The 12,141-nt window shown below is 60.3% G+C and carries 11 protein-coding genes; 8 read left to right on the top strand and 3 right to left on the bottom strand.

Going from position 1 to position 12,141, the window contains the following annotated elements; all coding sequences use genetic code 11:
* Positions 1 to 61: 61 nt before the first annotated feature.
* On the top strand, positions 62 to 1,408 hold the full coding sequence (gene gcvPA, locus ACN0SY_RS06175; RefSeq protein ID WP_417685412.1) for an aminomethyl-transferring glycine dehydrogenase subunit GcvPA: 1,347 nt from the start codon (positions 62 to 64) through the stop codon (positions 1,406 to 1,408).
* Positions 1,405 to 3,000 (top strand): aminomethyl-transferring glycine dehydrogenase subunit GcvPB, encoded by a 1,596-nt coding sequence (gcvPB, locus tag ACN0SY_RS06170; RefSeq protein WP_417685410.1) that lies wholly within the window; start codon positions 1,405 to 1,407, stop codon positions 2,998 to 3,000. Before gcvPA ends, gcvPB begins: the two co-directional genes overlap by 4 nt.
* 88 nt (positions 3,001 to 3,088) lie before the next feature.
* Here gcvPB and ACN0SY_RS06165 read toward each other — a convergent pair whose 3' ends face one another.
* Together ACN0SY_RS06165 and ACN0SY_RS06160 are read right to left on the bottom strand one after the other, a co-directional pair.
* A complete protein-coding gene (locus tag ACN0SY_RS06165; RefSeq protein WP_417685408.1) occupies positions 3,089 to 3,883 on the bottom strand; it encodes a hypothetical protein in 795 nt (264 codons plus the stop codon).
* A 117-nt stretch (positions 3,884 to 4,000) separates the two neighbouring features.
* Positions 4,001 to 4,879, bottom strand: a complete 879-nt coding sequence (locus ACN0SY_RS06160; protein WP_417685406.1) for an AraC family transcriptional regulator — start codon at positions 4,877 to 4,879, stop codon at positions 4,001 to 4,003.
* A 153-nt stretch (positions 4,880 to 5,032) separates the two neighbouring features.
* Here ACN0SY_RS06160 and ACN0SY_RS06155 point away from each other — a divergent pair, with 153 nt between their 5' ends.
* Together ACN0SY_RS06155 and ACN0SY_RS06150 are read left to right on the top strand one after the other, a co-directional pair.
* Positions 5,033 to 6,241 (top strand): flavin-dependent oxidoreductase, encoded by a 1,209-nt coding sequence (locus ACN0SY_RS06155; RefSeq protein ID WP_417685404.1) that lies wholly within the window; start codon positions 5,033 to 5,035, stop codon positions 6,239 to 6,241.
* Between the two features lie 116 nt (positions 6,242 to 6,357).
* Positions 6,358 to 6,942, top strand: coding sequence for a hemerythrin domain-containing protein (locus tag ACN0SY_RS06150; protein ID WP_417685402.1), 585 nt, complete (start codon positions 6,358 to 6,360; stop codon positions 6,940 to 6,942).
* 43 nt (positions 6,943 to 6,985) lie between these two features.
* Here the strand turns inward: ACN0SY_RS06150 and ACN0SY_RS06145 are convergent, their stop codons facing one another.
* Complete coding sequence (locus ACN0SY_RS06145; protein ID WP_417685400.1) at positions 6,986 to 7,675, bottom strand: glutathione S-transferase family protein; 690 nt, start codon at positions 7,673 to 7,675, stop codon at positions 6,986 to 6,988.
* A gap of 93 nt (positions 7,676 to 7,768) precedes the next feature.
* Here ACN0SY_RS06145 and ACN0SY_RS06140 point away from each other — a divergent pair, with 93 nt between their 5' ends.
* The 4 genes from ACN0SY_RS06140 (at position 7,769) to bla (ending at position 12,129) form a co-directional block, all read left to right on the top strand.
* Positions 7,769 to 8,218 carry a MarR family winged helix-turn-helix transcriptional regulator gene (locus tag ACN0SY_RS06140; RefSeq protein WP_417685398.1) on the top strand — a complete coding sequence of 150 codons (450 nt, stop codon included), beginning with the start codon at positions 7,769 to 7,771 and terminating at the stop codon, positions 8,216 to 8,218.
* Between the two features lie 93 nt (positions 8,219 to 8,311).
* Complete coding sequence (locus ACN0SY_RS06135) at positions 8,312 to 9,580, top strand: DUF1176 domain-containing protein (RefSeq protein ID WP_417685396.1); 1,269 nt, start codon at positions 8,312 to 8,314, stop codon at positions 9,578 to 9,580.
* Positions 9,581 to 9,822: 242 nt separating this feature from the next.
* Positions 9,823 to 11,103 (top strand): tyrosine--tRNA ligase, encoded by a 1,281-nt coding sequence (gene tyrS, locus ACN0SY_RS06130; protein WP_417685394.1) that lies wholly within the window; start codon positions 9,823 to 9,825, stop codon positions 11,101 to 11,103.
* Between the two features lie 96 nt (positions 11,104 to 11,199).
* On the top strand, positions 11,200 to 12,129 hold the full coding sequence (gene bla / locus ACN0SY_RS06125; RefSeq protein ID WP_417685392.1) for a class A beta-lactamase: 930 nt from the start codon (positions 11,200 to 11,202) through the stop codon (positions 12,127 to 12,129).
* Positions 12,130 to 12,141 lie beyond the last annotated feature (12 nt).

The raw sequence follows: 12,141 nt of genomic DNA, 5'->3' as shown, positions 1-12,141 counted from the left end.
CAATTGTGAAATTTCATTCGCCCCGAAGGGTGATCAAGATCAACCGAATTGGGAGCCGCAGATGCGCTACCTTCCCTTGAGCAACCAGGATCGGGCCGACATGCTCGCCCGCGTAGGCGTCGACAGCATCGACGATCTGTTTGCCGATATTCCCGAAAAGGCTCGCCTGAACGAGCTGCTGGACCTGCCGCGCCGCGCGGGCGAACAGCAGGTGGAGCGTCAGCTTTCCAGGCTTGCATCCAGGAACGTTCCGGCCTCCTCGGTGCCGTTCTTCGTCGGCGCAGGGGCCTACAAGCACCATGTTCCGGCGACCGTTGATCATCTGATTCAGCGTTCCGAGTTCCTGACGAGCTACACGCCCTATCAGCCGGAAATCACCCAAGGTACGCTGCAGTATCTCTTCGAGTTCCAGACCCAGGTTGCGCGCCTGACCGCCATGGATGTCGCCAACGCCTCCATGTATGACGGCTCCACCGGAACCGCCGAAGCGGTGCTGATGGCGCACCGGGTCACCAAGCGCAAGAAGGCCGTTCTGTCCGGCGGTCTGCACCCGCAGTACCGGGAAGTTGTCGAAGGCCTGTCGGAGCTGTCCGACCATGATGTCGTCTCCATGCCGGCAGATCCGATGGGCACCGAGGACATCCTCGCTCAGATCGACGACGAAACCTCCTGTGTGGTCGTCCAGTCGCCGTCCTTCTACGGCCAGCTCATCGACATGAAGCCGATTGCCGAAAAGGCACACGCCCACAAGGCGCTGCTGATCGCCGTCTTCACCGAGGTCGTCTCCCTCGGCCTGATCGAGCCGCCTGGTGCACAGGGTGCGGACATCGTCGTCGGCGAAGGCCAGTCCATCGGCAATGGTCTGAACTTCGGTGGACCCTATGTCGGTCTTTTCGCCACGCGGCAGAAATACGTTCGCCAGATGCCGGGCCGTCTTTGCGGTGAAACCACGGACGCCGACGGCAAGCGCGGTTTCGTTCTGACGCTCTCCACACGCGAGCAGCACATCCGCCGCGACAAGGCGACGTCGAACATCTGCACCAACTCGGGCCTCTGCGCGCTCGCGTTTACCATCCATCTTTCGCTTCTGGGCGCCAAGGGCATCACGCAGTTGGCCACCATCTGCCACGCCAATGCGGTCAGCCTGAAGAAGCAGCTGGCCGGTGTTCCGGGCGTGGAAGTCCTGAACGGCGCCTATTTCAACGAATTCACCGTCAAGCTGCCGAAGGCTGCAAATGACGTTGTCGAGGCGCTCGCCGAAAAGGGCATTCTCGGCGGCGTTCCAGCCTCGCGCCTGGAGCCCGGCAACAAGGATCTTGAAAACCTGCTGATCGTCGCGTCGACCGAAGTGAACACGGACGAAGACCGCGCCGACTTTGTCGCCGCTCTCAAGGAGGTGCTGGCATGAGCATGAACACGCAAGGCCGCCCGACCTCCGCAGGCGAAACGGGCACGAGCTTCACCCCGAAGACCTTCACCGGCAACCGTGCGCTCGACATGGAAGAGCCGCTGATCTTCGAATTCGGTCATTTCGATACGACGGGCGTCGACCTGGATGTTCCGGCCGATGTCGAGATGGAACTCGGCACCCACGCCCGTCAGGACGCGTTGGAACTGCCGGGTCTGGCAGAGCCGGAAGCCATGCGCCACTATGTGCGGCTGTCGCGCAACAACTACGCCATCGACAGCGGCCTCTATCCGCTCGGTTCGTGCACCATGAAGCACAATCCGCGCCTCAACGAGAAGATGGCGCGTCTTCCGGGCTTTGGCGACATCCACCCCTTGCAGCCGCTGTCGACGGTCAAGGGTGCGGTCGACCTGATCGATCAGCTCAGCGACTGGCTGATGACCATGACCGGGACGACTGCCGTGGCCATGAGCCCGAAGGCCGGCGCCCATGGCGAACTCTGCGGCATGATGGCGATCAAGGCAGCCCATACGGCCGCCGGCCGCGATCCGAAGATCGTGCTGGTTCCCGAAAGCGCCCATGGCACCAACCCGGCGACCGCAGCGCTCCTCGGCTACAAGGTTGTTTCCATCGACGCCCGTGACGAGGACGGCACGGTAGATCTGGATGCCCTGAAGCGCACCATTGCCGAGCATGAAGGCAACGTGGCGGCGATCATGCTGACCAACCCGAACACCTGCGGGTTGTTCGAGCGCGACATCATCGAGATTGCCGCGGCCATCCACAAGGCGGATGCCTATTTCTACTGCGATGGCGCCAACTTCAACGCCATCGTCGGCAAGGCCCGCCCCGGCGACCTCGGTGTCGATGCCATGCACATCAACTTGCACAAGACCTTCTCCACCCCGCATGGCGGTGGTGGTCCGGGCTCAGGTCCTGTGGTCCTGTCGGATCGTCTGGCGCCCTTCGCGCCGCTGCCCTTCATCCGCAAGGGCGAGAACGGTCCGGTGCTGGTGGAAACCACGTCCGAGCTGAAGGATGGCGAAAAGCCTTTCGGTCGCATGACCGCCTTCCACGGCCAGATGGGCATGTATGTGCGTGCGCTCTCCTACATGATGAGCCATGGCTCCGACGGTCTGCGTCAGGCTTCCGAGGATGCGGTTCTCAACGCCAACTATGTCCGCGTCGGCCTGCAGGACCTGATGAGCCTGCCCTTCGGCGAACGGCCTTGCATGCACGAAGTGCTGTTCGACGACAGCTTCCTGAAGGACACGGGCGTCACCACTCTCGACTTCGCCAAGGCGATGATCGACGAGGGCTATCACCCGATGACCATGTACTTCCCGCTGGTGGTCCATGGCGCGATGCTCATCGAGCCGACCGAAAGCGAAAGCCGTGCGTCCCTCGACCTTTTCGTCGCCACCATGCGTGATCTGGTCATGAGCGCCAAGAAGGGCGAAACGGACCGCTTCTCCGGTGCGCCCTACCTCTCGCCCCGCCGCCGTCTCGACGAGACGTCCGCAGCGCGAAAGCCGGTCCTGAAGTGGGAAGCCCCGGCCCCTGCCGACGTCACCCCGGCAGCTGCCGAGTAGGATGATGTCCTAAAAAAGAAGCGAGGCAAAAATCGCCTCGCTTCAAATCTTTTGACCATATGCGATGTGTTGATCAATCGACCGGATGCTACTTCGGAACGGCCACTAGCCAAGACTGGTGAGCACCGCGGAATTCGCACAAGAGAAGAAATTTCTCGGAACTGTCAAAGCTAGAAAGTTCACTGTGCTGGAATGGGTTCCGTCCGGATTGCTCAAGAATTGATACGTCATGGGTATCCGAGAAGTGCTCCAGGAGACGCTTCGTAATTCCCGGTACGGCCGGCTCATGGAGCTCGACGATAAAGGTTGCCTGCGAAAGCATGCTCGCATCCAGCTCTGTGAGGATGGTCTCGTTGCCTTCGATATCCATGATGACGAGGGCGTCCGGGTGCTGTTTCAGGTCCGCCGCGAAATTTTGCGGGTCTGCGGCGCCTTTCAATTCCAGTTGTTTGTCGGATGTCATCAGGTCACGACAGGCTTCTCGAGCTGTGTCGCTAATCTCGTATCCTATGATGAGAATATCGGGGGCTAACTGGCGTATGCATGAGACATAATAGCCGTCCGATGTCCCAACGTTGATTGCCGCCGAAGGCTTTCGGTTCAATCCGTCGACAATCGCCTTCTGGATTTCCGCCTCATACTCGCCAAGCAACCGAGCGGCATAGTCACTTACAACAGCTGACTTGTTTGGATTGGTTACCAGAGCACCCTTGAAAGGACCTTTCAGCGCCTTGGGCCCGTGGTCAAGGTATAGCGTTTGGTTCAATGAGGACGCGTATTTGTAAATGGTGCTTTTCTGGGTACGGGTCGTGCTTGCCGTCTTGATGACCGTATACCCTAATGGTTTGAACAAGGAATTTGCCAAGGTGCGAAAGAGACCCATTTTGTTCTCCGAAGTAATGCATTTCGTCTTGCGCTGAATTTGGATTCGCCGGTCTGTTTAAGGGCTCTTGCTGGTGCGGTAAAGCCACGGCGAATGCGGCCGGTCTTCAGCTCTCGGTCAGGCCCGCGACTTCAGGCGAAACGCCTTGGGTGTTGCCTTCACCCGTGCGGTGAAGAAACGAGTGAAATAGGACGCCGACGAGAACCTGAGCTCATAGGCGATTTCCGAGATCGGCAGGTCGGTCAGAGCCAGCTTGCGCTTGGCCTCGAGCAGAATGCGTTCCTGGATGAGTTCGGCTGCAGTCCTGCCCGCCATTGCCTTTGCAACCCGGCTGAGGTGGGTCGGGGTGACTGAGAGAAATCCGGCATACTCCGAAACGGAACGCACCTCGAGAAACCGCTGATCAAGCTGGGTAAGGAATGCACGGAGCAACTGGCTGCGCGGTTCGCCCGGCGGGGTCCTCTCTCCCTCCAGCTGCTGCAATCCACGGTGCAATTGGGCCAGCATCAACAGGAACTGGGCTTCAAGCACTGCGCTCTGTACCTCATCGTTGAGGTCATGTTCCGCCTCGATTGTCCGGATGAGCGCGAGCGCCTTGTCGATGATTGGCTGATGAGCCACCCCTTGCAGGATCTGTGGCCGGTCGATCCAGCTTGCCATCCACTGGGACGTTGCGGCGAGGAGAGAAACGTCGCGTGTGGGCACGGTCAGAACCCAGCCCGCCATGTCTTGCGGGTAGGCGAAACCATGCGTGATCAGCGCGGGCAGCCAGACAAGCGCGGGGCCTTCGATGAACCGGTGCTCGCTATCGATCAGGGCATCGATCCGGCCTCCTGCGAAAACAAAGAGCTGCGAGAGCCCTTCGTGAAAATGCGGCTCCACGGCCCAGTGATGAATGTGCTGACGATCGGAAATCCGCTCGCAGTTGAGGAAGCTTAAGTGGGCAGAGACATCGCCAAGGACATAACGTTCGCGGTCCGGACTGGGGAAAGGCATGGCGTGTTGTCGATGTTGAATTTGTGACATTTTTAATCAGGCCGGTGAATTGTCAGGAACAGGAGAACACTGTCTTCTCGGCAGAAATCAGAGGATCCGGCGGCAGCTGCTGAGGCCCGTCCGGATCATAATCATGAAATCGGGGAGATGGCCATGGCGAGGATCGTGATTGCCGGGGCAGGGATCGGCGGATTGACGGCGGCTCTCTGCCTGCATGAGAAGGGGTTCGAGGTGAAGGTTCTCGAAGCCGTTGAAGAGCTGAAGCCGCTTGGCGTCGGCATCAACGTGATGCCCCACGCCTCTGCGGTGCTTCACGAGCTTGGGCTCGGGCCAGTGCTCGATGAGTGCGCGATACGCACCAGGGCGATCGAATACAGGACCCGGTTCGGCCAGCTGATCCAGTCGGATCCTCGCAATGTTGAGGCGGGATTCATTGCTCCGCAGTATTCGGTCCATCGCGGCGAATTGCAGTTTCTGCTTCTCGATGCTGTTCGCAGCCGGGTAGGAGAGGGAGCAATTGAAACCGGATGGCCCGTCGAAGGCTTCAGCCAGACCGACGACGCCGTCACCGTTCTGTGTGCCGACGGGCGCAGCCATGAAGCTGATATCCTGATTGGAGCGGAGGGCCTGCGCTCAAGGGTTCGGCACCAGTTGCATCCGGACGAAGGGCCGCTCTGCTACGAAGGCACCATGATGTTCCGCGGTGCGGTCGAGACGGACATGACCGGCGACGGCAGGACCATGATCATCGCGGGCAACCATGATCTCAAGTTCGTGACCTACCCGATCAGTGAAAAGCTTCGAAAGAAGGGGCGCGCGCTGACGAACTGGGTTGCTGAGGTGCGCCACGACAAGCCGCGGCATATCCAGGACGCGGACTGGTCGAGAGGGGTCACGATCGACTTCATCAAGGAGTTCGATAGGCTGCAGCTGCCGGATGTCAACGTTGGCGAAATCCTGCGCGCGACGGAAAACGTCACCGAGTATCCGATGGTCGACCGCGATCCGCTGCCCTTCTGGTCAAAAGGGCGCGTGACGCTCCTGGGCGATGCGGCTCACCCCATGTATCCGATCGGGGCGAATGGGGCGAGCCAGGCGATCATCGATGCCCGTGTTCTGGCCGACGAGCTTGCCCGGCGGCCCGATGCCACGGGGCTTCAGTCCTATGAAGAGATCCGGCGCCCGTTGACGACGGACGTGGTTCTGGCCAACCGTAGGGGCGGACCCGAGCGTGTTCTGGATCTGGCCGATGCACGTGTGACAGGCCCGGACGACCGGATCGAGGAATTGATCACTCGGGAAGAGCTTGAGCAGATTTCCTCCGGCTACCGGAACCTCGCCGGGTTCCGGAAGTCGAGGTGATTGCACTGCAGGCCAATGTCCTGAACACTGTGTTCAATCACTTCGAAGAGCGTGGCTGCCGGGACCGGGGTAAACCATGGGCCTGATTAGCATTCAAATCATGGACGAGATCACACATGTCGACGCTGACCGACCTTGATCGACGCGAGGGCCTTCCTGACGAATGGCGGTTTCTGCTTGAGGACTATCCGCGCGAGGTCTGGTCCGGGCACCGCAACCTGGGGCCGCTGATGCAGTTCTGGCTCGAGCGGCATGACGGTTTCCGTGCACTGGGCAGAACCCTCGATGAAACGCTTGGCCGGTTTCGCGAAGGCAAGATGCAGGCGCAGCAATTCGGCGCCTTCTTCGGGCCGCGCCTGCAGCAGTTTCTCAGCCAGCTGCATCACCATCACCAGATCGAAGATCATCACTACTTTCCGGTCTTCATGGCAGCGGAAAAGAGGCTCGTCGGTGGCTTCGAGCTTCTGGAAGGCGATCACGAGCTGATTCATCACAGGATCGAGACGACAGTGGGCTCCGCCAATGCGCTGTTCCGCGAACTTCAGAGCGGAAACCGCGACAGGATCCTGCGCGCCGCCGATTCCTTTGCCGATACCAGCGATCTCCTGATCTCCGGTCTCATGCGGCATCTGGACGATGAGGAAGACCTCATCGTGCCGCTGGTGCTTGACCGGACCGAGGGCGCGCTGGGCGTCATGTAGGCGTCTTGGCCATTGGAGGTGATCGCCAAGGCGCCAATGGTTTTCAGCCGGCCTTGTTGGCTGTCTCCGCGAGGCCGGCGATCCAGCTTTTTCGCTTTTTCAGGAAGGCCAACAATTCTGCAGGATAAGCCTCGGGCACGGCGTTTCGAACCGACGGGCGGATGGCAAGGGCGCGACGCCATCGATTGACCTGTGTCAGGCCCGTCAGGATGCCGAAATCGCCGATCGCATCAAAGATATCGAAGTACCTGAAGACGGGGCCGAAGGCCGTGTCGACCAGAGAGAAGCCGCTGCCGGCGAAGTATGGACCAACGGGATCAATCGCGCTGTCCAGATGTTCGAACTTTCCGCGAAGCTCCTGTGCCTTCGTGCCGAAAGTGGCCTCATCGGGCGCGTTGTAGAGCGCGCCGATACCGTTCAAGACCTGTGAGGCAAATTCGAGATAGGCCCGGTGACGAGCGCGCATGCGCGGATCTGCCGGATGCAATGGATGGTGCAACGTATCCTCAAGGTACTCCAGGATCGGCACGGATTCGAAGAAGGTATCATTGCCATCCTTCAGCACCGGAACCTTGCCGAGCGGCGAGATCGTGAGGAACCAATCGGGTTTGTCGGCGAGGTCGATGTCGATGCGCTCGAACGGGACGCCCTTTTCCTGGAGCGCGATGGCAGCGCGCTGCACGTAGGGGCAAAGGCGGTGGCTGACGAGTTTCATTGCGTGTTCGGTGTTCATGACATCTCCTTTCATGCACTTGCATGAATAAATATGCAAATGCATCTAAATGTCAATATTGATGCACTTGCATGAAAATGTCATTGTGTCCCGATGAAAGATAAACCGGCCCTGGATGACATCACGGCATGGGCGCGATTGGTCCGTGCATCCAACCATGTTCTCGGACAGATCGAAGCCGAATTAAAGTCAGCCGGCTTTCCGCCGCTGAGCTGGTATGACGTGCTTCTGGAGATCCGGCGTGCCGACGAGCGGACACTTCGGCCGTCCGATATCCAGGACCGTATTCTGCTTGCCCAGTACAACGTCTCGCGTCTGATCGATCGTCTGGAGGGGGGCGGCTTTGTGGCGAAACGCAAGTCAGCCGACGACGGACGCAGCGTTCTGGTCACGATAACGGATGACGGAGAAGCGCTCCTCCAGCGCATGTGGCCTGTCTATGAGGCTGCCATCAAACGGCATTTCTCGGACAAGCTCTCTGGGCAGAAAGCGGCCGCCTTGGCCGAGCTCTTGGCCGGACTGCTGCCCGACCGGTCGGTTTGAGCCAAAGGACCGAATTTTTCCCCTCGGATGTAATTTCTATGCTTTGTTGCTCGATGGGAACCGCCGAAAACCGGTAGTAGAAAAGGGGCAGCAATGAACTTCAGCGTCATCAATTGGGCGTGCCAAAGCGCTTGGTCATCGATGCGGGTTGGCTCCCACATTAAGGCCTTCGTTGCCGCGTCCCTCATTTATCCGGCGAGTTTGACCGCCATTCCGTCGGCGCATGCAGCGCTTGAGAGAACGCCGTTCGCCGATTGGTCGCTGCGCTGCCAGGACAACAATTATTGTATCGCCGAGACGGAAGGCACGGCCTCCAACGGCGAAGCCTTCAAGCTAAAGATCGAGCGAGGCGCCAAACCCGGCTCCGATGTCTATGTGACACTTCGGCCGAAGACGACACTTGCCGAGGGGACGACAGCCCGGATCGAAGTGTCCGGCGAAGAGGAGAACTACGGCTTCTTCGGCAAGGCTGGTCAGATCTATCAGGGCAATGAAATGACCTTCGGCGGAGCGGCGGATCGCGCATTGGTCGAAAACCTGCGCCTTGGCCTGACGGCCCGGATCCAGATCGAGTTCGGCGGCAAGAAGGGAACGCTCAGCTACGAAGTGGCGCTCACCGGACTGACCCATGCGCTCCTGCGGATGGACGAGGAACAGGGCCGGATCGGCAAGCTGGACGCTATCGTCGCCTGGGGAGGCGTGCCTGCGGACGCCCAGCTGGCGCTGGATCACACGGCTTCCGCGCCGCGGCAGGCAGAAGAAAAACAGGCCAATGCAGCCCGCAATACGCCCCCGGCCTCACCTCCGCCGGCTGCTCCGGAAAATGACCTTCCACCGCCTGTCATGCCCTCGCAAGATCTTGCCGACGGCGGTTCGATGCTCATTTATGACGTCAACGAGATCCCCGAGAGGGTTCAATTCCTCGGTTACTCCGGTTTGAACTGCCAGCTAGACGAAACGGTTCCCGGTTTCGGCGCGCAGCTACATGTTGCCGGTGATGAAGAAACCTGGATCGTCCCTTGCCAGATGGCGGATGCGAATGTGCCCTACTACATGGCGCGGCATATCTCCTTCAATCCTGATCTGACCGAGTGGCTGGAATTCGAAACGCCACCCGCGTTCAATGAAGCGAACCATGCCCTCGTCAACAACCTCTTCTACGATCCCCAGACACGGCAGGTGACCGGTACGACCTACCATTCGCCGAATTATGATTGTGGTGTCTTCGAACGCCACGAAGAGATGGCCGAGAGCGGTCAATATGAGCTCGTCGAGTACCTTGAAAAGACCGATTGTGACGGGGTCACGGGTCCGCCGGAGGGGTGGCCGAGGTCCTGGAGCATCGATGAGATGGGCAACTAGGCAGGCTCTTGCGCTCCGAATTGGCTTGACACATGCAGCCGCCTCGCGCATGACTTGGCGCATGAACAAGACCGCAGCCACCTTCGCGTACTTTTATTACGTCACCGACATATCGGCGGCTGCGTAGGATCTTGTCTCACTGAATGAACCTCAAAAGCCGCCGCGTCAGGCGGCTTTTTGGTTTCAAGGCTCCTGACGGGCCTCCCGGAAAAGACCCGAATTCAACCGTCAGGAATGCCAAGATGACCTCTCACATGATCGAAGCCGGAAAGCCGGCGACAAGAATCAGGTCCGAAGCGCTGCAGGTGCTTCTGGAGCGCGGCCTCGTGCATCAATGCACCGACCTCGAGGCCCTCGATGAAAAACTCGCCTCCGGTTCGATGACCGCATACGCCGGGTTCGATGCGACTGCCGGCAGCTTGCATGTCGGGCACCTGATGCCGCTGATGACCATGCGCTGGCTACAGAAACTCGGCCACAGGCCGATCATCGTTCTGGGTGGCGGAACCTCCCAGGTCGGCGATCCGAGTTTCCGCAACGAGGCTCGTCCGCTCCTTGAGGAACGCCAGATCGCGGCCAACATCGCCGGGATCCGCCGCTCGGTGGAGCGGCTGGTCGACATGCGCGGTGAGGACGGAGCGCTTCTGGTCGACAATGCGGAATGGCTGACCGAGTTCAGGTTCCTGGAATTCCTGCGGGACTACGGCGCCCATTTCACCGTCAACCGCATGATGACCTTCGACAGCGTCAAGTCCCGGCTTGATGCCCAGGTGCCGCTGACGGTGCTTGAGTTCTGCTACATGATGCTCCAGGCGGTCGATTTCCTGGAACTCTCCCGCCGCCACGACTGCACGCTACAGGTCGGCGGGTCCGACCAGTGGGGCAACGTCGTCAACGGCGTCGAGCTCGGCCGCAAGGGCGACGGTCGCCAGCTCTTCGGACTGACCGTGCCGCTGATCACCACGGCGAACGGGGCGAAGATGGGCAAGACCGCCGCGGGAGCCGTCTGGCTGCATCCAGAGCACCTGTCACCCTTCGCCTTCTGGCAGTTCTGGCGCAATACCGCCGATGCCGATGTGCCGAAGTTCCTGCGTCTTTTCACCGAGTTGCCGATGACCGAGGTCATGCGCCTTTCCGAGCTGCAGGGCGCTGAACTGAACGAGGCGAAGAAGATCCTGGCAACACAGGTGACAACAATCGTCCATGGGGCAGAGGAAGCCCGCCATGCCCTGGAACAGGGCGATGCGCTCTTCTCCGGCGACGAGGCCGACGCTGCCCCGACGCACACCCTGCCGCTGGCTCGGCTTGCGGAGGGGCTGGGTCTTTTGGAGCTTCTGGTGGAAGTCGGCTTTGCGACCTCGAACGGAGAGGCACGGCGCCTTGTGGAAGCCGGAGGGGTGCGCCTCAACGCCCGCGTCGTTGAGGAACCGCGCCGCCGCATTGCAAGCGGCGATCTAGGTGCCCGGGACCGCCTGACCCTTGCCGCCGGCAAGCGCCGCAAGGCTCTTGTCGGGTTCGAGTGACACGGGCAGCATGATCAGTTTTTGTCGAGGCGGACTTGACTTGTCCGCTTCGACAGAGCGATTTCGGAACCTCCCGGGATCACCAGCGAGATCATCATGGACTTTCATTTCCGGACGAGCGTGCGGACGGGCCGCCATATCCTTTTCGCTGTGGCACTAAAATTGATCGCCCTGCATGTCACGGTTGCGCCGGGCACGTCGCAGGCCCAGGCATTCGACCCAGCACCTCTCGCCGCCAAGGTTGCCGAAGTCGGTGACCGGCTTTCCGCACGTATTGGCGTTGCCGTGATTGATGCGCAGGGCAAAACCATATGGTCCGTCCGCGGGGACGAACGCTTTCCTCTCAACAGCACGTTCAAGGCATTCGCCTGTGCGCATTTGCTGAAGCAGATCGAGGAAGGCAGACTTTCGAAGGATGCGGCAGTGCCAGTCACTGCCAGGGATCTTCTGGCCTACGTCCCGATATCTAAGAAACTGGTTGGACAGGGCGACGTTGCTCTCACGACGCTCTGTTCTGCTGCAATGACCGTCAGCGACAATACCGCCGCCAATCTGGTTCTGGCGGCGACCGGCGGGCCGGAGAAGCTTACCGGCTTCCTGCGTTCTTCCGGTGACGACGCCACTCGCCTGGACCGATACGAGCCCGAACTTAACGAGGCAAAACCCGGTGATCCGCGTGACACAACCACTCCGATAGCGGCCGGGTCCACACTGGTCCGTCTGGTCTTTGGCAGCAGTCTGTCTTCAGGTGCGAAGCGCCAACTCCTGGAATGGATGTTGAACAATGAGGTCAGTGGACGGCTCTTGAGGGCGGGGTTGCCGGATGGCTGGCGGGTCGCAGATAGAAGCGGTGCCGGAGGCCATGGCTCCCGGTCGATCGTCGCGGTCGTTTGGCCGCCTAGCTCGCAGCCTGTGGTGGTTGCCGTCTATCTGACACAGACACCCGCAGCGTTCGAGGCGCGCAACCAGGCAATAGCCGAGATCGGGGCAGCTCTGGGAATGTCGCTAGGCGCCGGGTCGAAATAGTGGCCTTGCCGA

It is taken from the genome of Roseibium sp. (assembly GCF_048261595.1).
GTDB lineage: Bacteria > Pseudomonadota > Alphaproteobacteria > Rhizobiales > Stappiaceae > Roseibium.
Note: the sequence above shows the minus strand (reverse complement) of the source record. Positions and strands in the feature narration are given on the sequence as shown.

Bases quoted from the DNA above. Each gene is read 5' to 3' on its own strand.
- ACN0SY_RS06165 (WP_417685408.1), bottom strand. From the start codon at position 3,883: ATGGGTCTCTTTCGCACCTTGGCAAATTCCTTGTTCAAACCATTAGGG.
- ACN0SY_RS06135 (WP_417685396.1), top strand. From the start codon at position 8,312: ATGAACTTCAGCGTCATCAATTGGGCGTGCCAAAGCGCTTGGTCATCG.
- gcvPB (WP_417685410.1), top strand. From the start codon at position 1,405: ATGAGCATGAACACGCAAGGCCGCCCGACCTCCGCAGGCGAAACGGGC.
- bla (WP_417685392.1), top strand. From the start codon at position 11,200: ATGGACTTTCATTTCCGGACGAGCGTGCGGACGGGCCGCCATATCCTT.
- ACN0SY_RS06150 (WP_417685402.1), top strand. From the start codon at position 6,358: ATGTCGACGCTGACCGACCTTGATCGACGCGAGGGCCTTCCTGACGAA.
- gcvPA (WP_417685412.1), top strand. From the start codon at position 62: ATGCGCTACCTTCCCTTGAGCAACCAGGATCGGGCCGACATGCTCGCC.
- ACN0SY_RS06160 (WP_417685406.1), bottom strand. From the start codon at position 4,879: ATGCCTTTCCCCAGTCCGGACCGCGAACGTTATGTCCTTGGCGATGTC.
- ACN0SY_RS06145 (WP_417685400.1), bottom strand. From the start codon at position 7,675: ATGAACACCGAACACGCAATGAAACTCGTCAGCCACCGCCTTTGCCCC.
- ACN0SY_RS06155 (WP_417685404.1), top strand. From the start codon at position 5,033: ATGGCGAGGATCGTGATTGCCGGGGCAGGGATCGGCGGATTGACGGCG.
- ACN0SY_RS06140 (WP_417685398.1), top strand. From the start codon at position 7,769: ATGAAAGATAAACCGGCCCTGGATGACATCACGGCATGGGCGCGATTG.
- tyrS (WP_417685394.1), top strand. From the start codon at position 9,823: ATGACCTCTCACATGATCGAAGCCGGAAAGCCGGCGACAAGAATCAGG.